19 protein-coding genes are annotated in these 22,318 nt (G+C 47.6%); 8 read left to right on the forward strand and 11 right to left on the reverse strand.

Translation table 11 applies throughout. The annotated features are described in order from the left end of the window. Positions 1 to 8 precede the first annotated feature (8 nt). The 3 genes from A3CY_RS0109150 to A3CY_RS0109160 are packed head-to-tail and all read left to right on the forward strand — an operon-like array spanning position 9 to position 3,786. Positions 9 to 1,478, forward strand: coding sequence for a RagB/SusD family nutrient uptake outer membrane protein (locus A3CY_RS0109150; RefSeq protein WP_018337609.1), 1,470 nt, complete (start codon positions 9 to 11; stop codon positions 1,476 to 1,478). Positions 1,479 to 1,489: 11 nt separating this feature from the next. Further along, entirely contained in the window at positions 1,490 to 2,182 is a 693-nt protein-coding gene (locus A3CY_RS0109155; protein ID WP_169503608.1) for a DUF4843 domain-containing protein, read from the forward strand. Positions 2,183 to 2,202: 20 nt separating this feature from the next. Next, entirely contained in the window at positions 2,203 to 3,786 is a 1,584-nt protein-coding gene (locus A3CY_RS0109160) for a PKD-like family lipoprotein (protein WP_169503610.1), read from the forward strand. Positions 3,787 to 3,927: 141 nt separating this feature from the next. Here A3CY_RS0109160 and A3CY_RS0109165 read toward each other — a convergent pair whose 3' ends face one another. Beyond that, entirely contained in the window at positions 3,928 to 4,392 is a 465-nt protein-coding gene (locus A3CY_RS0109165; protein ID WP_018337612.1) for a DUF2059 domain-containing protein, read from the reverse strand. Positions 4,393 to 4,479: 87 nt separating this feature from the next. Between A3CY_RS0109165 and A3CY_RS0109170 the strand changes: the two genes are divergently transcribed. After that, positions 4,480 to 5,847 carry a S28 family serine protease gene (locus tag A3CY_RS0109170; protein WP_018337613.1) on the forward strand — a complete coding sequence of 456 codons (1,368 nt, stop codon included), beginning with the start codon at positions 4,480 to 4,482 and terminating at the stop codon, positions 5,845 to 5,847. On the opposite strand, the gene A3CY_RS0109175 is transcribed toward A3CY_RS0109170, so the two are convergent. Continuing rightward, complete coding sequence (locus A3CY_RS0109175) at positions 5,836 to 7,059, reverse strand: 3-deoxy-D-manno-octulosonic acid transferase (RefSeq protein ID WP_018337614.1); 1,224 nt, start codon at positions 7,057 to 7,059, stop codon at positions 5,836 to 5,838. The two genes, A3CY_RS0109170 and A3CY_RS0109175, sit on opposite strands and share 12 nt — an antisense overlap. Positions 7,060 to 7,302: 243 nt before the next feature. Between A3CY_RS0109175 and A3CY_RS0109180 the strand changes: the two genes are divergently transcribed. The 4 genes from A3CY_RS0109180 (at position 7,303) to A3CY_RS0109195 (ending at position 14,281) form a co-directional block, all read left to right on the forward strand. Continuing rightward, the gene (locus A3CY_RS0109180; protein ID WP_018337615.1) at positions 7,303 to 8,520 is read left to right on the forward strand and encodes a DUF4252 domain-containing protein; all 1,218 of its coding nucleotides are present in this window, start codon (positions 7,303 to 7,305) and stop codon (positions 8,518 to 8,520) included. Positions 8,521 to 8,581: 61 nt separating this feature from the next. Then, entirely contained in the window at positions 8,582 to 9,988 is a 1,407-nt protein-coding gene (locus A3CY_RS0109185) for an efflux transporter outer membrane subunit (protein WP_018337616.1), read from the forward strand. Between the two features lie 42 nt (positions 9,989 to 10,030). Then, entirely contained in the window at positions 10,031 to 11,125 is a 1,095-nt protein-coding gene (locus tag A3CY_RS0109190) for an efflux RND transporter periplasmic adaptor subunit (RefSeq protein ID WP_018337617.1), read from the forward strand. A 27-nt stretch (positions 11,126 to 11,152) separates the two neighbouring features. Beyond that, positions 11,153 to 14,281 (forward strand): efflux RND transporter permease subunit, encoded by a 3,129-nt coding sequence (locus tag A3CY_RS0109195; RefSeq protein WP_026207484.1) that lies wholly within the window; start codon positions 11,153 to 11,155, stop codon positions 14,279 to 14,281. A 70-nt stretch (positions 14,282 to 14,351) separates the two neighbouring features. On the opposite strand, the gene A3CY_RS0109200 is transcribed toward A3CY_RS0109195, so the two are convergent. The 9 genes from A3CY_RS0109200 to A3CY_RS0109240 all read right to left on the reverse strand — a co-directional run bounded on the left by A3CY_RS0109200 (position 14,352) and on the right by A3CY_RS0109240 (position 22,291). After that, a complete protein-coding gene (locus A3CY_RS0109200; protein ID WP_018337619.1) occupies positions 14,352 to 16,514 on the reverse strand; it encodes a S46 family peptidase in 2,163 nt (720 codons plus the stop codon). A gap of 281 nt (positions 16,515 to 16,795) precedes the next feature. Continuing rightward, positions 16,796 to 17,422, reverse strand: coding sequence for a DUF6266 family protein (locus tag A3CY_RS0109205; protein ID WP_018337620.1), 627 nt, complete (start codon positions 17,420 to 17,422; stop codon positions 16,796 to 16,798). Between the two features lie 118 nt (positions 17,423 to 17,540). Continuing rightward, entirely contained in the window at positions 17,541 to 18,149 is a 609-nt protein-coding gene (locus A3CY_RS0109210; protein ID WP_018337621.1) for an N-acetylmuramoyl-L-alanine amidase, read from the reverse strand. A gap of 10 nt (positions 18,150 to 18,159) precedes the next feature. Beyond that, positions 18,160 to 18,534 carry a 3TM-type holin gene (locus tag A3CY_RS0109215; protein ID WP_240388141.1) on the reverse strand — a complete coding sequence of 125 codons (375 nt, stop codon included), beginning with the start codon at positions 18,532 to 18,534 and terminating at the stop codon, positions 18,160 to 18,162. Further along, a complete protein-coding gene (locus tag A3CY_RS0109220; protein ID WP_018337623.1) occupies positions 18,522 to 18,806 on the reverse strand; it encodes a MerR family transcriptional regulator in 285 nt (94 codons plus the stop codon). The genes A3CY_RS0109215 and A3CY_RS0109220 overlap by 13 nt, the downstream gene beginning before the upstream one ends. A gap of 39 nt (positions 18,807 to 18,845) precedes the next feature. Continuing rightward, on the reverse strand, positions 18,846 to 19,466 hold the full coding sequence (locus tag A3CY_RS0109225; RefSeq protein WP_026207486.1) for a DUF6266 family protein: 621 nt from the start codon (positions 19,464 to 19,466) through the stop codon (positions 18,846 to 18,848). 428 nt (positions 19,467 to 19,894) lie between these two features. Next, positions 19,895 to 20,302, reverse strand: a complete 408-nt coding sequence (locus A3CY_RS22010; RefSeq protein WP_018337625.1) for a LytR/AlgR family response regulator transcription factor — start codon at positions 20,300 to 20,302, stop codon at positions 19,895 to 19,897. 112 nt (positions 20,303 to 20,414) lie between these two features. Further along, on the reverse strand, positions 20,415 to 21,503 hold the full coding sequence (locus A3CY_RS0109235) for a TlpA disulfide reductase family protein (protein ID WP_040371544.1): 1,089 nt from the start codon (positions 21,501 to 21,503) through the stop codon (positions 20,415 to 20,417). 83 nt (positions 21,504 to 21,586) lie between these two features. Continuing rightward, positions 21,587 to 22,291 (reverse strand): hypothetical protein, encoded by a 705-nt coding sequence (locus A3CY_RS0109240; RefSeq protein WP_040371545.1) that lies wholly within the window; start codon positions 22,289 to 22,291, stop codon positions 21,587 to 21,589. Positions 22,292 to 22,318 lie beyond the last annotated feature (27 nt).

Below are 22,318 nucleotides of genomic sequence, written 5' to 3' on the forward strand. Positions count from 1 at the left end.
AATTGATTATGAAAAAATACATACTATTATTCACTATACTCACCGCCGGCATCCTCTCTTCTTGCAAAGATTGGTTGACCGTCTACCCTGACGATGAAATCGCATCCGGCGACTTATACAAAGACGGCGAAGGATTCCGGACTGCATTGAACGGAATATACCAGCAACTTTCCGGCAAGGATCTCTACGGGCAGAACCTAACCTATGGCGTGGTGGAAGCGATGGGACAAATGTACGACAATGCGTACTTGAATTCAGGTATTAACAACCCTGTATACTATGCTTCAGACTTGGACTACAAGCGTTTCTCAACCACGATCAATAATGTTTGGTCAAAAATGTATAACTCCATTGCCAATTGCAACAACTTGATTCAAGAAATCGAGAAAGTGGATTCCAACATTTTCGAGTACAAGAACCAAGAAAAAATCATGATCACGGGAGAGGCATACGCATTACGCGGCTTCATGCACTTTGACCTGTTGCGACTTTTCGCCCCCTCCGTGGCAGAGGATAACGGACAAAAATACATCCCTTACTCTTCTACTTACCCCTCCATCATGAGCGAACGGAAAAGCGTACAGGATGTTTTAGAACTCGTTGTGAAAGATCTGCTCACCGCCCGCGAATTGGCAGCACAAGATACACTACCCGAAAATGTACAAGCAATTAACACGGAATATAATAGAATCGGAAACGGAGGCTGGGGTAATGGCAACAGAGGCACCTTCTGGAGAATGCGGGGGACCCACATGAATTACCATAATATCACTGCACTTTTGGCAAGGGTGTACCTCTATGCCGGAAATCTTGAAAAGGCGTATGAATACGCCAGCGAAGTACTGGCATTCCCAGGCACTAACTCTTGGACTCCCGCTTACAAGTATCCTTCCTCTTGGGAGTTCTCGGGAAACCGCAAAAGTAAAGGAGATATTCTACTTGCCTTCTTCAACGGGCAAGTAACAGATTATCACAACGACTTCTTCAACGATATTTCATACGGATTTTTGGCGATTCGCCACCATGATTTACTCTTCTCGGATAAAACCGACTACCGTTATTCACAAATGTCATCATCACCCAAAACAGGAATGCGGATATCCATAAAATATCAAAAGGAAGAGACTGAAAGCAACGAACGAGTGAACGGACCGTTAATCCCAGTCATGCGTATGGGAGAAATGGTCTACATCGTGAGCGAATACATGGCAAGGAAGGGCGATATCGAAGGCGCAAGCGATTTCATTCACACGAATTTACGCCAAAAGCGAGGCTGTATCAACCCGCTTCCCCCGGTTTCCGAGCTTAACGACTTCCTCACGGAAATGGCTCTTGATGCCCGTCGCGAATTGGTAGAGGAAGGGCAAATGTTCTTCATGTACAAACGCTTGAACACTCCTATTTGGGATGGAGAGAGAAATAAAATTAACATGGCAGGCAAATGGGTATGGGACATCCCGAGCAGTGAAAACCTTTAATTAATATGATTATGAAAAGAATATACCTGTATTTATTCATCTTTACCGGTATCCTGTTCACGGCTTGTGACAAAGAGGATACCACGATCTACGGCGGGAACACGCACTTGACCTTTAGTACGGATATCAGCACGGACAGCTTGGAAATATCTTTCTATTTCTACCCGGGAGAAGAAACATTGGAAATCCCCGTACCGCTTTCTTTACAAGGAATGCCCTTCATGGAAGATACTCCGGTCAAGTTAATCGTGGACACCGTCTCCACGGCAAAGGAGACCAATTACGCCTTGCCTAAAAATCCCGTGTTCCATGCCAACGTGGTAGCAGACACGCTTTGGATGGAACTCAAGAAAACAGACGAATTGGAAAGCAAAAGTTATACATTGGTGTTGACGCTGGAAGCAACGAGAGACTACCAATTGGGACCGAAAGCACTCCGTTACAACAAAACCATCTTCAGTGCCATTCCGACCCGTCCCGAATGGTGGAACAACACGATAACAAATGTCTATTTAGGAAAATACTCACGAAAAAAATTCGAACTATTCATGCAAGAAACTGGAGTAGGAGACATCACGGGTCTCTCCGCCAGCGAGATCCGAGCCTTGGCTTTAAAATTCAAACGCTATTTGAAAGCCCAGAATCCACCTATCTATGATGAAGATAATGAAGAAGATATGACTGTAACAGTTATCGGCGAGTAAAACAATAAAATTCAATGAATATGAAAAAAATATGTATATGGTTACTCGGCATATTCCCTTTTTTGTGGGGATGCTTCGAGGACGAGGGAAACTACAATTATAAAAAACTGAATACCATCACGGAAGATGGTGGCATGGAATGGAAGTACACGATCCATGAAGGGGACGGGCTAAAAATTGAACCCAAACTCCATTTCAAATACGATAGTGTAAACGTGAATTTAAAATACGAATGGCTCATCGGGGACACCATCATTGAATCAGAAATTTTAGATGTTCCGGTTTATCCCGGTCCTCTTGGATATAAAATATGCAATTTGAAAGTGACAGACTTGGATATTGATCTACCCTATTTCTTTCCTTTCGCCGTTGAAGTCTACGCTAAATACCAAACTTGCTGGTTGCTTCTTTCCGAAAAGGACGGGAAATCCAATCTTTCCCTGGTAAGAGAAAAGCACGAGGAAGGTGCTGACGGAAAAATCACCACGACCTACTTCGAAGAATTTGACGTCTACAAAAACGTAAACGGAAGAGAATTGGGAAGCGAACCGGTAAAATTAATCGAGCATTTCACTGGAAAAACAATGGGAAGCGAATTGGCTGAAGTATGGGTACTACAAAATGGAGAGAAAGGTACGGTTCTATTAAACGGAGCCTCTTTAAAGCATGAAAGTTACCTTGCCGAAGAGTTTATCGGGGATCAATTGCCGGCAAATTTCCGTATCAAAGACGCCATGTTTTTCTGCAACACACATTGGGTATTAAGCGAAGACGGGAAAATGTACAGTCGTTTAAGTGACGACCAAGCGCTTTTCCATGCTGGGCGTTTTGACCCGGAACCCGTGGGAGGAAAGAGGTATCATGTTAGCTTACTGCTCCCCTCTTGTTTCTACACGCTTTATGGCGGTCTTTTCTTTGAAAAAAATTCAAAACAATATATGTTTATCTACGATGGTCCATGGTATCCCGAAGAATCCGGAGAGATACGTCTCATCAATTGGAATAAATATGGAGACAATTTCACCCCCCTAAATGAAATGGGTGATCGGGAACCGATTTTTAGTGCCATCAGGGATTGCGGATATTATGCACCTGCCTATTATTACTGTATCCTGTTCGATGAAAGCGAACAGAAATTCTATCGCCAATATTTTGAATTTGAAGCTAATTATGGTTTCGGGGTCTATCCTGTATATGAAGAAACCGTATTTCCGGGTAATGTGCTCACCAAAGAGTCAGAAGTTGCTATAGGACGAATGACCCCCTACTTGTTTTTCACAGGAGGCGCTAATCAGGAGAAATTATATTGGCTAAGCACTGAATCGTCTGATCCGAATGAATTACCCAGAAAATTTGAGTTCGATTTCAAGGGTGAGCGCATCACGTCTATCACCATCACTTCAGACGAAGACTTGGGCGATCGGCTCGGAGTAGCCACAGAACAAGGCAAGTTCTATATCTTTAAATTCGATAACGTTATTCTAACCTCCGGGAAAACCCAAGAACCTTTATACCAAATGCAAGGTAACCCGGGAAGTATCAAAGATGTCATTTACAAAGTAGCTGATGCCCAATCTTTCTGGGACGGAAAAGAAGGACGCTAAAATTCTTTGTACACGAATATTTTAATGTATTTCGGGCTGTCTAAAAGTAATAGACAGCCCTTTTCTGTTTATTTTAGAAAGTAATTCAAAAGTGGTTCGGAAAAACAAAATGCTGATCTGTACAACTTAGCACGAAGATAATTACATATACCCCTTCTCCTTCAACATACCCTGAATCTTCATTGCTATTTGCATCCCCCATTGCTGACCGACTTTCATGCTCTCGGTCATAATATTCGGTTGTGCGGCAGCCATTTTTTTACCCACGGGAGTTTCATAGAATTTGATAATTCCTTCCAGATCAGCCTTAGTCAAATGTTTCCAATAAATCGGGGCTAACATCCCGACTACATCATCCACGATATTTTTCATAATTTCCTCTTCCGCCGTTTTCCAGAATTCCTCGGGAACATTCGGCAATTGTTGCTTCATCATGGCGAACATCTGCGGGATAACCAGCTTGAAAGTAGCATCACCGCCAGAAACAACAATCATCTTTTTCAACGTTTCGACATACTCTTTTGAGGGTTGATCTTGAGGGGTTTTAGCTTCCGCAAAACTCAATAGACACAAGGAGAGCACGAGTAATAATAAAATTCTTTTCATAGTCTTACAATTTTTAAATAGTGTAACAAAGGTATCTTTTTCACATAAAATTCATACCTTGCAGACTGAAAAATAAAGAACTGACCTATGAAATATGTATTTACACTTGTCGTATCCCTATTATTAGCCTGCGGGACGTTGTTGGCAAACGGTCCGTTATTACAAAAATTGCAACAGATCAAGGAAATATCCGACATTCGGGAATTGAAAGTTCCCCCGTATAGCGAATATTACGAGTTTTTGTACGAACAACCGGTAGACCACGGCAATCCCTCGAAAGGAACATTCAAACAACGGGTATTGCTCGGGCATCGCGACTTCAAGGCTCCGATGGTTGCCATCCTGGAAGGATATGGCATATATTCACCCATGCCGAGCGAATTATCACAATTATTCAACACGAACCAACTTACCATAGAGCATCGCTTTTTCAATAACAGCAAACCTGCCGGTGAAACACCCTGGGAATACTTAACATTGAAACAAGCCGCCACAGACCAACACGAGATCATCCAAACCCTGCGTCAAAAAGTATATCCCGACACGAGATGGATTTCCACCGGAATCAGCAAGGGAGGGCAAACCACGGTTTACCATCGTTATTTTTACCCGGAAGACGTGGAAGTCAGCGTGCCTTACGTTGCCCCGATCAACCTCGAAAAAGTAGATCCCCGCTTGGAAAAATTCCTCTCTAAACTCGGGGATACTCCCGAGAACAAACATCTGCTGGAAGGCGGTGGCAAAGAGATCAAATGGCAAATTTTTGATTTCCAAAAGAGATGTTTTGAAAACTTGGATAAACTCATGCCGTTCATGGAGCAATTAACTCGTACCAAAGCATATTCATTCCGTAAAGTCGGTGACGCGGAACGGGCTCTGAAACTCACAATCCTAGAATTCCCGTTTGCATTCTGGCAATGGGGAAACAACATCAACGATATGCCCCAACTGGAAGAAGAGGACTATAACGAAATATTCAACTATCTAGTAAAAGTATCCCCTCCCGATTTCTTTGATGACAAATCCATTGAAAATTTACAAGCCTTCTATTATGCCGCGCTGACCGAAACAGGTATGTACACCTATAATATCAAGCCGTTCAAAAAATTCTTCAAGGAAGAAAAAGAGAACGTGATCACGTTTGATTTCACTATGCCCAAGGGGTACGAGAATACGCCTTTCAACACGAAGCAAATGCAGGATATAAACCATTGGTTGCAGACCAAGGCTGAAAATATGCTTTTCATCTACGGAGGAATTGACCCGTGGAGTGCGACAGCCGTGGACTTGAAAAAAAATAGCAAGTGTGTCAAATACGTGAAAGCAGACATGGACCACAAATGCCGGATCAAAAGCTTCGAGAATCTCACGCGAGACGCTATCTTGAAGACTTTGAAAGCATGGATCAAGGGTGTCGAAGTAGAAGAGGATGTTGAAGAAGTCCTATTCTACTAATAACTGACGCATAATCGCATCCGTGGCTCCCAACTGTTTATTGACAAACTTCAAAGCACTTTGCCCGGCTGCCTCAGCGATAGCCGGGCTATTTATTAACGAGTCGAGCAAGGAGGAGAACTGCTCTTTATCAGAAATAGAGAAAGCTCCCCCGCGGGCAATCAGATCTACCGCCTCTTTGAATTTGTGGTACTTGGGACCAAAGATCACCGGGATACCATAGATAGCGGCTTCCAACGTGTTGTGAATACCCTTTCCGAATCCCCCGCCGATGTAGGAGATCGAACCATAGCGGTATATGGATGACAATACCCCGATGGTATCTACCACGAGCACCTGACATTTCGTCACGTCGGCACTCTCGTCCGTGTAACGAGCCACAGGTTTGCGGCATTTACTCAAAATATCACGGATATGCCCTTCCCCGATCTCGTGGGGCACGATAATCCATTTATAATTCCCTTCCTGCTTGTTGATATAATCAATGATAATCTCTTCATCCCCGGGCCAGGTACTCCCGCACACCACGGCACGGCGATCGTTACAGAATGCCTCCACCTTCTCGATTCGTTTAGCCGCATCCGCGATTTGCTTTACGCGGTCAAAACGGGTATCTCCCGTCTGTTGCACGTGGGTGATCCCGATAGACGAAAGTAATTTCACGGACTCTTCATCCTGCACGAAAAGCCGGGTAAAGAAGTGCAACATCCGGCGGTGCAATCCTCCCCATTTCTTGAAAAAAGGCTGCTCCCGGCGAAATATCGCGGAAATCAGGTAAGTAGGCACTTCACGCTCGTTCAACTCGTGAAGGTAATTGTACCAGTATTCGTACTTCACGAACACCGCGGCATCGGGATGCCACATCTTCACGAAACGGCGGGCATTCGCCGGAGTATCTGTCGGCAAGTAAAAAATATAATCCGCACCGGAATAATTCTTTCGAATCTCGTAGCCGGAAGGCGAGAAAAAAGTCAACAATACTTTCGTGTACGGTTCTTTTTCCTTCAACTTCTCGATCACCGGACGCCCTTGCTCGAACTCCCCGAGCGAAGCCGCGTGAAACCATACCAGCCGTCCTTTTCCCCGACCGGCAGCTTCCATCCGTTTCCATATACCTTTTCTGCCTTTCACCCATAAAGCCGCTTTCTCGTTAAACAGAGAAGCGACTCCGATAGCACAACGATACGCGATAATCCCGAAATTATATAACATTATTCTGTGATTTAATGATTTTAGATTCTGTGATTACCTAGATTCAAGATCACATGATTACAATCACTGAATCGCAAATCTCCGAATCACTGAATCATTTTCGCCGTCAAAGGTATAAAATTTCTTGCCCAATGGTATAGCTTTTGTAAATAACGTTAAGCCGGGAAGAAGGAATGAATTATTCTATTAAATTTACTGTCTGGAAAAAGTATGTGCTAGTATAACAATAAAACTTATCAGGTTATGAAGATCAAAAGTCTATTAACGTGTATGGCAATAAGCCTTGTCACTCTCCTTCCGCTGCAAGCGCAGGTGGGCAAGGAGATGAAAGCATTTCGCAACAAAGAAGGCATAACTGTAACGATGTTGACCCCGTCGCTTTACAAACTCTATAAACAAAGCGAACCGACTCTCGCGGCAGAAGAGGCTTTGAAGAAAATGAAAGAAATCAACGTGATGCAAGTCGACATAGAACGGGCGACCCCCAAAGTAGTCGAGGAGATCAACCAAAGACTATCTCCCGTCGTGGAGAACGAATCCAAATACACTCTCGTGCGCAGCCACCGCGGAATGTACGGGCAGGAGCGTCTGTACGTCACGCAGAACAACGAACAAATCACCTCTCTGGTATTATGGAGTGAAGAAAACGGCACGCTTTCCGTGATCGAGTTGAAAGGGGATATTGATCTGGATAATGTAGACGAGATAGCCTCGGCATTGAACGTGAAAGGACTCGACAGGCTGGCATACATAAATACCCCGGCGGAAGGAAGTTCTATCGCGGAGAGAATAGGCAACCCGATGGACTTCATCAAACGTATGGAGGAACGTTTCGGGATAAAGAGGGATTCCCTTTTCGGCGAAGATCCTTTCGGCTCTTTCCGGGAGCGACTTGACAAGATGGGCAGCATGGAAGACATGATGAAACGAGCCGAAGAGATGTTCCGCAGCATGGGTCCCCTCTTCGACGGGACAAAAGAGGACGGCATATCCGAATCCATTTCAAACGGTCTGGAAGTGATACGGGAAAACGGAAAAACCCGTATCAAGGTAAACGCTACCAACACAGAAATCGCTTATTTGATCGATGGAGTTGAAATTCCCACCGATAGCCTGAAAAACGGCTTCCCCGAGGAAATCGCCAACGTGATCATGGTAACCGAACCGGGTAACGCGAAAAAATCTTACGTGATTATTAACACGTTGAAAAAAGCCGGACAATTCATCAGCTATTCAAATGGTACATTGAAATACAAACACAAAAACCAAGAATTCACGGTGAATCCCGAGAAATTATCCGAACCGTCATTACTTGTCAACAACCGGCTCAAGAGGGCATTCAACGTCGACCCAATGCAAATCATTCAGATTCGCCCGGCAACGGACATCGAACGAAAAATACTGAATGCACCCTCCGCCCAAGTAGTTATCATCACGGACGAAATGAATTTCGGGTTCTAACATTTTTCCCGCGTTCTCGTATAGCAGTTAGTAGAAAATAGACTAACACAATTTATACGCTATGAGACTGGCTGCTATGACGAGGACGGGATGTATCCTGTCGTTTATCATTTTTACACTTATCACTTTGGCGGGGAAAGCTGCCCCGCCACAAGTCAACAAACCTTACAAAAGGACGAGCAACGCCCCCAACCTCCAACAGACTCTCCCCTCGAACGACGAGTGGTGGAAATTATTCAAAGATCCCATTCTCGACACCTTGATTGACAAAGCCGTTGTCAAAAACTACGATGTCCGTAATGCTATCCGCAAAATAGAAATGGCAAAAGCCAAATTACGGGTAGACCGAAGCCCTTATTACCCGACGATCTATTTCGCGGGCAGCTATGCTCCCGAAAAGAGCAGCCTCAGTGCCGACAAGAAAAATATAATCGAACGGGTGGGAAGTGCCACGGTGAATTTAAACTGGGAACTCGACGTTTTCGGTCGCATCCGTAAAGAAAGTTCCTCGCAGAAAGAATTTTATCTCGCCGCACAGGAAGACTACCGGGGTGTTATGGTATCGCTTGCCGCCCAACTATCCACGGCATATGTCAATCTCCGTTGTGCCCAAAAACAACTGGAAGTCACGCGAAGAAACATCGAATCCCAGAAACAAGTGATGGAACTCACGGAAACCAAGTTAAACGTGGGATTGGCTTCCCGGCTCGATGTGGCTCAGGCAAAAAGCCTCTACTTGCAAACGAAAGCATCCCTGCCGGGTATAGAGTCGACGATCGCGCAACAAATCAACCTGATCGGGGTATTGATCGGGGAGCACGCCGAACCCATCCGGGATTCTTTATTCAAAGATCACCCGCTTCCGGAGAACCCGAGAGCGGCTGCCGTCGGGATTCCCGCCAACCTGATCCGCCAACGCCCGGACGTACGTTCTGCCGAACGAACGATTGACGGGCTTGCCGAAGCCGTCGGGGCAAGCCGTGCCGACTGGTGGCCGAAATTCCTCGTGACCGGATATATCGGTTATGCCTCCGAAAACTTCGAGCATCTCACGGACAAAGAAAATATGATTTGGCAAATTGCCCCTTCCATCAAATGGACAATATTCAGCGGGCGTAATCTCGTGGAGTCCAAGAAATCCGCCCAACTGCAATTGGACGAAGAGATCAACTCGTATAACCAAACCTTGCTCACCGCCTTGCAGGAAGTGGACAATGCCCTCGTGACTTACAACAAATCACTATCGCAGATTTCCGCCTTGAACGACGCCTACCAGCAATCAAAGCTGACGTTGGACTTGGCGATAGAACAATATAAAAACGGCTTAACCAGCTACCAGAACGTGCTCACGTCACAACTGAGTTTATTGAATTACGAGAATTCGCTCGTGGAAGCCCGTGCCGCATCGCTTCGCTACCTGATAGAACTCTACCAGGCTTTGGGAGGAGGATGGCCCGTGGAGAATTGAAAATTGAAAATGGACTTTACGGATTTAAAACTTTAAGAACTTATGAACTTTAAGAACTTTATAAACTATTCTTTTGTTTTGGCTATCTTATTAGCAGGATGCGGGAAAACCAAGCAAAAGCAGGAGGCTCCGGAAGCACCTTCCGTGGAGGTGGCGCATCCCGGACTACGTACCGTGGTCTACACGTTCGAGTATCCCGGGTACATGGAGGCAGAGCAGACGGTCAACCTGGTTGCCCGCGTATCGGGGTATCTCGATTCCTACCATTTCACACCCGGACAACGAGTGCGGGAAGGACAGACTCTTTTCGTGATTGAACCCCAACCGTACAAGGACAAAGTCGCCCAAGCCGAGGCAAACGTGGAAAGTTGCAAATCCAAACTGGCATACGCCAAGGCATCTTACGAACGCATGAAAGAAGCGGTAAAAAACAAGGCAATCAGCGAGATTGACTATTTGCAAGCACAATCAGACTACGGAGAAGCCGTTGCCGCTTACGAGGATGCCCGGGCACAACTGAGTTCCGCGAATATCGACCTCTCCTATTGCACGGTGAAAGCGCCCTTCACGGGACGCATCTCCCGCAACATGATTGATGCCGGCAACATGGTCGGAACCGCCGCCGACAATTCGGCACTGGCAACTATATACAAGGACAACCAGATGTACCTCTATTTCAACATGGCTTACGCCGACTTCATGCAACTGCCCCAAGACAGTCCCTCGGCTTTGCCCGTCACGATACAAGACGTGAACAATCCCGAGAAAACGTGGATTGCTTCCCTCGATTACCGCTCGCCCAATGTAGACCTCAGCACGGGAACTATCACGGTACGGGCTATCGCCAGAAACCCGAACGGGGAATTACTGAGCGGGATGTACGTGAAAGTCGTCGTGCCTTACAAAAGTGTCCCTAAAGCGGTCGTCATTCCCGAAGCCTCCATCGGCACCAACCAGGGAGGACGCTACGTCTATCTCGTGACACCCGACAATACCGTGGAATTCCGCCAGGTAAAAGTCGGAGTCCTCACCCCCGACGGTATGCGGGAAATCATCAACGGCGCTACCACGGAAGACCGTTACGTAACCAAAGCCCTCATCAACATCCGCCCAGGAATGAAAATCAACCCATTTTAGATTTAATATTACTAAATCACAGAATCGATTATGTCCAAGTTTTTCATCAATCGCCCTATATTCGCAACCGTCCTTTCCATCCTTATCGTGGTGGCAGGAGTAATCTCGTTGAGATCATTGCCCGTGGAGCAATATCCCACGATCACGCCTCCCACGGTTGTCGTGGAAGCACAATACCCGGGAGCGAACGCTACCACCATTGCCCAAATGGTGGCTACCCCCATCGAGCAACAAGTCAACGGGGTAGAAGGAATGCTTTATATGTCGTCCACCTCATCCAGCGCAGGAGTGTACAAACTCACGGTGACCTTCGAGGTCGGCACGGATCTAGATATGGCTACCGTTCTGGTCGAGAATCGGGTAAACATAGCCCAAAGCGCACTCCCGCAGGAAGTCACTAAATTGGGTATTACCACCACGAAAGAATCTACCAACGTGGTCATGTTCCTTACCTTGACCTCCGACAATCCGAACTACGACGCCCTGTACCTCTCCAATTATGCCGAACTGAACTTGGTCAACGAGTTGAGCCGTATCAAGGGAGTAGGCAGCGTCGGCTCATTCGGGGCGGGCAATTACAGTATGCGCATCTGGTTAGACCCCAACCTGCTTGCCATCCGGGACGTCAGCCCGGAAGAAATCATTACCGCCATCGAAAGCCAAAACATACAAGTGGCACCCGGTTCCGTCGGGGCTCCGCCTTTAGCGTCCCCCGTGGCATTCCAGTACACGCTGGAAACACAAGGATTGCTTGTCGATGAAGAAGAGTTCGGCAACATCATCATCAAAGCGCTTCCCGGCGGAAAATACCTCCGGGTAAAGGATGTTGCTACCGTGGAACTCGGCAGCCAAACATACAGTTCCAGTGCCACCTTGAAAGGAGGAGCCGTCGCCGCCATCGCCATCTACCAGCTCCCCGGAGCCAATGCAATCGACGTTTCCCAGCGAATCAAGACACGGGTAAACACCCTCTCCTCCTACCTCCCGGAAGGGGTACATCTAAACATCACGCTTGACACCACGGAGTTTATCCATGCCTCGGTCAAAGAAATATATAAAACCCTCGGCACAGCTTTCATTCTCGTGCTAATTGTTATATTACTATTCCTGCAAAACTGGCGAGCCATGCTGATCCCGTTGATCGCGATTCCCGTGTCACTGGTCGGGACATTCGCATTCATGAACCTGCTCGGGTTCTCCATCAACACGCTTACCCTTTTCGGACTGGTACTCGCCATCGGGCTTGTAGTCGACGATGCCATCATCATTGTCGAGAATAGTTACCGGCTGATCGAAACCGGGAAATACGCCAATATGCGGGAAGCTGTCACGCAAGCCATGAAAGAAGTGTCGGGCGCCATCGTCGGCATAATCCTCGTCCTGCTCGCCGTGTTCATTCCCACCGCCTTTATCGGGGGAATCACCGGATCGCTTTACAAGCAGTTCGCCTTGACCATTGCCGCCTCTACCATCATCAGTGGATTCAACGCCCTGACATTAAGCCCGGCATTGTGCGCCTTGTTCTTGAAACCCGCCAAACCGACCCGTTTTTTCCTCTTCCGGGGATTCAACAAGTTCTTCGAGAAGACGACGAACGGGTACATGTGGGTCGTGAGGGGCTTTATCCGGAAATCGGTACTCACCTTGTTTGTTTTCATCGTTCTGTCGGTACTTGCCTTCCTGGGTTTCATGTATCGACCGACCACCTTTGTACCCAACGAAGACCAAGGATATTTCATTGTTTCCATGCAACTCCCCGACGGGGCTTCGCTCTCCCGCACGGAAGAGGCATCCGCTAAAGCCGGGGTAATATTGAACAGCATTGACGGTGTACAAACCTATATTACCATCAACGGCTTCTCCATGATGGACAACGCCCAGAGTTCCAATGCAGCCTCCATTTTCGTGATGCTTGAAAACTGGGATCAACGGAAAGCAAAAACTCTCGGTGTAGACGCCATCACCACCCGTTTCAATGAACTCGCCTACGCGGAAATTCCGGAAGCCCAAAGCTATGCCGTGTCGCCCCCTCCCATACCGGGGTTGGGAGAAAGCAGCGGTTTCCAGCTGATGTTGGAAGACATCAATAACTACGGTTCGGCATCCCTGCAACAGGCAACAAACCACCTCGTCAATGCCGGCAACCAATCGACCGGGCTCGCCATGCTCCGCTCCACGTTCAGCGCCAGCGTACCCCAGTATTACCTGGACATCGACCGGAACAAAGTGGAACTCATGCAAATCCCCATCGGCAATGTGTTCAGCGCCCTGTCGGCATACATCGGCTCGATCTATGTCAACAATTTCGTGAAATACGGGCGCACCTTCCAGGTCAACCTCCAGGGATTGCCTTCCAGCCGGGAAGTGATCGACAATATATTATTCCTTAACGTGAAGAATGCACAAGGCAACATGGTACCGTTTTCGGCATTTACCACCGTGGAACAACGCCTAGGAACGGAATTACTACCTAAATACAATACCTACGCGGCAGCCTCCATATCCGGATCAGCAGCCCCGGGATACAGTTCCGGTCAAGCCCTCGAAGCCATGGAGCAACTCGTCAAACAAGAGTTAGGCAACACGTTCGGGTACGAATGGACGGGACTGTCCTACCAGGAAGAAAGTGCCGGCTCAACCACCTCTGTCATTTTTATCCTGGCAATCCTCGTGGCATTCCTGATTCTTGCCGCCCAGTATGAAAGTTGGACTTCCCCCTTTGCCGTCGTCATGGGATTGCCGATCGCTCTTCTCGGTGTCGTCATCGGCTGCCTGGTCATGAACCTGCCGATCAGTGTTTACACGCAAATCGGCATCATCTTGCTGATCGCCCTCACGGCAAAGAATGCCATCCTGATCGTCGAATTTGCCCGGGACTACCGGGCAGCAGGAAAACCCATCAGCGAAGCGGCTCTCGAGGCAGGACGGGTACGTCTACGCCCTATCCTCATGACCTCTTTTGCCTTTATCCTTGGGGTATTTCCCCTGATCATCTCTACCGGAGCCGGAGCCGCAAGCCGTATTTCCCTCGGCACCGCCGTCTTCTACGGGATGCTCATGACCTCACTCGTCGGTACCCTCTTCATGCCTAACTTCTATTACATCATGGAATCCGTGCAAGAATGGTTTACCCGGAAAAAGAAAAAAAGTTCGTAAAAACACAAAGTCCATAAGATCAAACCCTGACCTTATGGACTTTATAAACTTTATGGACTTTACAGACCCATTAATACACGATCGTCATCTCATCGATCAAATTTTGTGCATTTGCCATTTTGTCCACGATGAACAACATATAGCGGGTATCCAAGTTGATACATCTTTGCAGGTTTTCCTCGAAATCGATATCTCCGGACATTGCCTCAGAGTTACCATCGAAAGCGGTTCCGATCAACTCGCCATAAGCGTTGATTACCGGAGAACCGGAGTTACCTCCCGTAATATCATTATTCGTGATAAAGTTTACGGAGATATTATCCGCACCGTAACGACCGAAATTCTTAGCGTAATACAAGTCTTTCAATTTCTGCGGTACTTCAAATTCAGTTCCTTTCGGACCTTCTTTCTCCATAACACCCGTCAACGTCGTGTAATAATCATAGAACACGGCATCTCTCGGTTTGTAACTCTTCACGTTACCGTAAGTCAAACGGATCGTTGAATTGGCATTCGGAGCCCACACCTTCTCGGGTTGCATCTCCATCAAACCTCTCACGAACAAGCGATCGCCTTTGGCAACTTTCGTGCGCATTTCTTCGGTCGCACCTCCCAATTTCTGGTAAGTTTCGAACAAAGAACTACCCATGATATACCCGGGATCTTTCTCCAATTTCTTCATGTCAGGCTTTGCCAGGAAGGCATCAAAACGAGCCTGGTCAGTAAAGATAGATTTATCGGATACTTCCTTGGCATATTTCTCGTAATTACCTTTATATTTCTTGTTGATCATTTTGATCACCTCCGGATGCCATTCTTCAGCCACGTTATCACTGTACATTTTAAACATCACGGCAATCAAGTTTTTCTCCACATCCTTGTTGTAATCCTTGAAGAACTCCTGTGCATTCCCCTTGATGGCTTCCATCATGCGTTCCTTGATCATCTCGGGGGTCTTCTCGTCGTAATACGCTTTCAACGTGTTGCTTACGCGAACGGCAAACAAGGGGCTTTCCGCACCTTGAAGACCGGCTTCCTGCATATAGTTCATTGCCTCGTTGTACGGATGCATAGCCTCGTATCCTTCTTTGATCATCGTCAAAGCGTTGCCATATTTAGCTTTACGAGCCGGATCTGCATTTACCCAAGCGGTAAATTCACGCTCGATCTTCTCTTTCTCACCCATCGTGTTCAAGTTCTTCAAAGCGATATTCTGCTCGTGAGAATATTTCCAGTAGTTAGCACATTGTGCATGCTTGGAAGCGTATTGGATACGGGTCTTCGGATCGGCATTCATTCCTTCTTTCATCACGCGCAATTTCTCGGTACGCACTTTATAACGAATATCGTTCGTCACGTCCATCGTCTCCTTCAACCCGAAAGAAGTCAGGAAACGGTCGGTTGTTCCGGGGAATCCCATGATCATGGCGAAATCACCATCCTGCACACCCTTTGCAGAAACAGGCAAATGATGTTTCGGCTTCAACGGAACATTGTTCGGTGAATAAGGAGCAGGTTCTCCGTTCGGTGCGGTATAGATACGCATCATACAGAAGTCGGCAGTGTGGCGGGGCCATACCCAGTTGTCCGTGTCACCACCGAATTTACCCATGCTCTGTGGCGGAGCTCCCACCAAGCGAACATCCTGGTAAATCTTGTACACCAACAAGAAGAACTGGTTGCCTTCGAACATATCAATAACTTGTGCTTGCAAATTAGTTCCTTTTACAGCCTCCGTAGAGAGTTGTTTTGAAATAACTGCAATAGCCTGAGCACGTTCTTCTTCTGTCATGTTGTCGTTCAACACGGCATTCACCTTGTCGGAAACATCCTCCATACGTTGCAGGATGGAAGCCGTGATACCGGGATTCAACAACTCGTCTTTCATGTCATAAGCCCAAAAACCGTCAGACAGGTAATCATGCTCCAAAGTAGAGTGCTTTTGAATCACGCCAAAACCGCAGTGATGGTTTGTCAACACCAAACCTTTGTCAGAGATGATCTCCCCTGAACAAAAATGCCGAAACGGACGTCCGGCGTTACCCAATCCCACGATAGCATCCTTCAACGACGCCTTGTTCACGGAATAGATATCTTCCGCTGTCAATTTACACCCTTGCGCCTGCATCTGTTCGATATTCTTCCCAAGCAGGGACAGCAGCCACATACCTTCATCCGCCCGCACGATTGACGTTGAAAGTAAAGCAAATACAATAAATAAAACTTTCTTCATCTGTTTAAATTTCACGTTATATATAATTGAATTTATTCATTCCTTCACCACAAAACCACTCATTCACCGCCTACTTCCCAACGGCAAACGATCGCGAATATACAATTTAATTCATAGAAATATCACGTAACTTCCCATGATTTAATATTATTATAACATTCTCTTTCATTGGAAAGACAAGCACTTGGAGGGCAAACAACATACGCTCTCGAATATTAAATCCCAGCCGCCTCGAAGCAACACCCCGGGCGGCTGGAATCTAAAACCTAAAATGAATCAGATCAGGAAATCAGCAAGCTGTCCGACGCCCTTTTCCCATTTTTCTGCATGGCAAAGCAATACACCTTCACCTTCGTGTTATCCCACTCGTCCGGGAGCGCATAAGTAGTACTGCCACTTTCACCCCGGGGTCTCAACGCCACCAGTCTTGCCCGTTCCCGTTCCGTTTCGTACAGTACCCCGTACACCAGGTCGTCAGACAACGCGAACCCGTCCTCTTCTTCCTGCTCCGCTTGCTCGAAAAGAAACTTCTGGTTTTCCTCGCTATACGTCACGGTCACCTTCGGCGGGTTGAGCATTCCTGCCGCCACCAGCAATCGTTCAAAATTGACGCTCGCCTCGTTCTTCTCGTTCACCTCTATCGCTCCCATGTTCTCCGCCACGAACGCGTTCGACGTGGAGCCCTTCCCGATACCGACAAACCCTTTCTGTATCACCGGCAAAAGACTCCGGGACAACTGCACCAGCACTTTCATTCTCGCCCGCTGCGCCAGGATCTCTGGCGTCGGGTTATCCTTCCTCGCGAACACTTTCGCTTTCGCGATGTTCTTGCATCTCGTGTAACACAACGTGATGTTACCTACTGATTTTCTCGCTTTCCCTAACAAATAAGAATTAAATTCTGCCATAATAATTGAAAATTAAAAGTTAAAAATTTATTTATTCCGTGATTGCCGATTAAATGATGTCATGATTTAAAAATCACCTAATCGCAAATCACTTAATCACAAATTGCAAATCATTAAATCACCTAATCCCGAAATCCTTAAACGCTTCCTCCAGCGCGGGCCCCGGATCGACTTTCCGGTTCGTGACCGCGGAATGCCCCACGACATCGCGGATCGGGTAGTGCTCCTCCAGCACACTACAAATCTTCACCAGGGCTTGCACCTGCGCCCTCGTGTAGCGGTGCCAGTAAGTCAGTTTCCCCCCCGACTCGTGCGCGAAGACATCTTCTGCCGGGACAACCCGACCACACTCGGCAACGAACATCCCTCCCGACAAGCGGAGCAACCCCAGGTTATCCAGTTCGATCCCGATAGAATAACGGTTCAAACCCGACCGTCCCGCGTACCAGCTACGCCCGGCATGCCACGCTTCCGTGTCAAACGGTACAAGTTGAATGACCTCCCCGTCCCGCCCGACCACCAAATGGGCGGAAGCTCCCACGTCAGGGCGGGTCAGGTAAATCGCCGCCGCCTCGGCTCCCCACGCGGCGGTATAGTGCAAGACAATCATGTCCGGTCCCACCAGTTTCCGGGTATTCTTCGCGCAAACCAGATGGCGCACCCGCTCGCCCATCAACCGATGGTTGACAATTGAAAATGGAGAATTGAAAATTGAAAATGAATTCATCTTTTAGTTTTTATCTTTTAGTTTTTAACTTAAAAATCGCTCCCGCAATTTTTTCTCCGCCCCGTCCCACGACGTAACCGCCCAGGCCGATTTCCAGCAAGTCCCAGAAACGGGACGTTTCCTCCAGGATCGGCAGGCTCGTGAACGTTCCGACCAACACGATCACCGCGAACACCAACATCACCAGCGGTCGCCACGATCGTTGCAACCAACTTCCCTTCGCTTCCTCCACCAACACCGCCGATTGCGCCTCCACCCGTGCCCGCTCCCATTCTGCGAGCACCCGCAACAAATCCGCTTCCAGTTGCCGTTTCTCCCGCACCGGAAGTGTCAGGCGGTCGACCACCTCGCCAACCGCCCCGACCAGACCCTTTACTCCTTCCACCACCGGAATCCCGCTAGAATACTATTCTTCACCTCTGCCTCGAAGTAAAACTTCTTGCGTCCCATACGCCGCACGGGAATCTCGAATAACTTCTCGTAACGGAGCAACGTTTTGGCGGAAATGCCCATCGCCTTGCAAACCTCCTTCGCGGTCATCAACCTGTGCGACACGTTCGCCGCCGTCTCTATCGCCAATTTTACCTCCAACCGGAGCTCCTTCAGCTCCCGCTGCAACTGGGTCATCTCTTCCCCTTTTTCGTTTTTGTTTGCCATAATTGAAAGTTGAAAATTAAATCGTAAATCACTAAATTTCTACATTCGCAAATACTGGCTCGAGGAATACGACTTTCCCTCCTTCTCCCGGAAAAAGCAGTACAGGTGTGCCGCCGTGCCCCGCTTTCTTTCCAAGCGGAACGTTGCCATCCCGTCACCCCGCGTCGCCCCGCCGGTCTCGGCAAACACGGGCGTAAACGAGCGATCGCCGTATAGCACGACTATCATCAACGTATCGTTCTTTCGTGCCGGAGCCAACCCGGCATTTTCCTCCCACATCAAGGTGACAACATCCCGGTCGTCCACCTTCCCCCGAAGATTATTCACCTCTTGCATCATCCCCACCGCCAACTGCAACCGTGAAAAATCCGCGATCTTCCCGTCCGGTTTAAAAACCTTCATGTTCAGCTTCATGAAAAAATTGTAACCACTCGCCGACATACCCCCTGCCGCCACTCGCCACACTTCCCGCAAGGGCGTCGTCACCATGTGTCGATAGAAACGAATCGCCACCATGAACTGAGAACGGCAATCCATCTGCTCCGGCGTCTTCGCGTCCGAGTATTCCGCCGGGGTACTCCGTACCCGGGTATCCGGTCCGACTTGATAAAAGATCGTGTTCCCGATTTTTCCCGATATCAACTTATCTGCTTTAGCCATACTGATTAAATTGAAAATAATAACAAATAAACTTACACTCTCGTTTCTCTTTCCTATCACTCTCGTTTCAAACACCTCCCCGAAGGTCTTTGAAAGGACTTTGTAAGGAGTTTGAAAGGACTTTGTTCCCTGTCTTCACCGGAACCACTCCCCATTCTCACCGGGAGTTCCTCAGGTATCCCCGACCTCTTGTACCGTGTTTTTTAAAATTCTCATCATCTTTTATTTTTAAATCAACGATACAAAGATATACCCCCCGTCGCCCGCCGCCAACTAAATGACACAGAAGACCAAATAACTGTATAAACACCCCGAAATCTGACACAGACGCCTACAGACACCCCACAACTCTCGTGCTGAAAGAAAATCTTTCACCGGAGCCCGCCGATAAACTTATCCACGAGACCGGTGAATACTAAATTATAGGATTACTTCTCTCGCCCCGTTTTCGGGTACTCCCGGGAAGTATCCAGTATATTAAAACAAGCCAACACGTTTTTCCGGTAATGATCCCCTATCGGGAACCATTTCCCGACGGCATGCAAAGAGTTGCCCGCCCACGTGTCGACATAACGAAGGTTCAGGATAAATCCACGGTGTACACGGGCAAAATACGCGTCCGGCAATTGCCGCTCCACGACTCCCAAACGGCACGCCACGGTGATACGGGATTTATCTTTAAAATAGATATCGCAATAATTAGCCGACGCCTCGATCCAAACGATGTCGGCGTAAAAATATTTCTTGTAATACTCGTCCTGGCGAATAAACAAGCCGTCTGCCACCAAAGGTGACACGCTCAAAGGTGCGTCCACACCCGATAAATCTGTTTTCATTGGCAATTAAATTTATGCCTCATGAAATATTCACCGACGGGCGGAAACTATAAAAAAAAGGGGAAAGCCGCCAAGCAACTTTCCCCCAGCACGCACCAGTTGCAAAAGATTATTACTTTTTCTTGCTCTTTTTCAGTAATTTCGCCACCGTATCACGAAGTGCATCCTCGCGGAGCCCTTTCGCCACGATGCGGTTCTCGCCATCAACGAGGTACGTCATGGGCACGTCGTGCACCATGTAAAGACGGGCTACCGGAGAGGCAAAGCCTTGCAAGTCCGATCCGTTCGTCCACACCATTCCGTCCAGACCGACGGCGTTGCGCCACTCTCCACGGTTCTCGTCAAGCGAGATGCTGACAATTTCCAACCCCAGCGGGCGATATTGCAGGTAAAGTTTCACTAGCCCGGTGTTGTCCTCCCGGCAAACGGGGTTCGTCGAGAGCCAAAAGTACACCAACTTCAACTTGGCGGGCAAGTCGTGCAACGAGAACGTATTCCCGTCGGGCTTCTCCAGCGTGAAGTTCGGGGCGACCTCGCCGACGGCAAGTTTCTCGTACTGTTCAAGAGCGGCGGCGATCCGCTTGCCGGGAACCGTGGCACGTGCCGCCTCTCCCAGCAACTCGTACTTCGAGCGCAAGCCCTCTTCCGTTTCACCACTGATGCCGAGGGCGATCACGTGCGCCGTGGCGTACTCGTCGGGGTGCGCCTTGATTAACTCGATGGTGGCGTTCACCGATAGCTCGTAGGCCTTATCTACACGATTCTGCAAGGCTTGAACATTTGCCCCAGGCTGCCGCACTTCTGCCGCCACTTTGGCTTGTTCTGCCAAGAAAGCTTGACTGATACGAGTGAAACGGGTCAACAATTCCTGTTGCTTACCACCTTGGATCAACACCCCGGTGCTGCTGATGTTCACCATAAAATTAACGTTCTCGAGAATCAACGGTATCATCCCCCCCCCGTTCTCCAGCGTGAGGTAAGCCGCCACGGGACGGTTCACGTTTCCCGTGAAGACGAAAACGCCATTTTTGAGCGTGGCAATCCCCAACGTGTCAAGCTTACCGCTTTCCTCGCTCACTAGCAAAAGTGTTCCCGTGGACTCCCCATTCATTTTCCCACTGATTTGATAACCTTCTTGGGCTTTACAGGCGATCGTGGAAAATATCGCCATGCCGATTAATAGCAAAAATTTCATTCTCATCTATTTCATTTTCAAATTTACAATAAACTATCACCATAACATGAACTCTTTTATCCGTCAGTTTATTGTTCTTCCATCTCTTCTTACCAATCACGCCCTTTAGCTAAACCTTTGATCGAGATAATGCCATAAGTACACTTGTATGCTTTTTTCTGTTCAAAAAATTCTCGCATGAGAGCCAGACGCCCCTCTGAAGTAGTATCTGGATGGGTGACTTTTTTGATAAAATCATCAGACAATTGTATCGTAGGATAACTAAACTCATATTTATCCGGATCTATCCCTTTTTTCACAACCGCATCGTAAATGTTTTGCAAATCTTCCTCTTTTATCACCGATTGTAACAGAACATCTATGTAGAAAAATACCGACAAAATCTGTCCCTTGTTATTTGCTATCGCCTCGACACGAAAATAATAATGATTAATTCCACGGGTAACTAAAAGCTGATTCTCCTGTTCTTTCAAACGTAAAATTAAGGTGGACGGGATTGCTTCCTCCCATTCATCACATGTAGACTGTTCTTCCTTATGGCAAACTCCCCAAATATTTCCCAATAACCAGTCGTACAAACTACCATTCGGGTATTTTCTAACCCCCTTCATATCAAATTTTTTTCTCAAGGCCTCTTGTTGCAATGAATCTAATGCCTGCTTGATATTCAAATCCACGATCAGTACACCTTCATCATCTCCCTGCACTTTTTTGAAGTTTTTATATTGTTCTTCTTGAGCGCTCGCTCCAAGAGATAACATCACCATAATTAAACAAAATATCGCTGTTTTCATAATCTCGATTGATTTTAGCAAAAGAAG

Origin of the sequence: Butyricimonas synergistica DSM 23225 (assembly GCF_000379665.1) — a bacterium.
Classification (GTDB): domain Bacteria; phylum Bacteroidota; class Bacteroidia; order Bacteroidales; family Marinifilaceae; genus Butyricimonas; species Butyricimonas synergistica.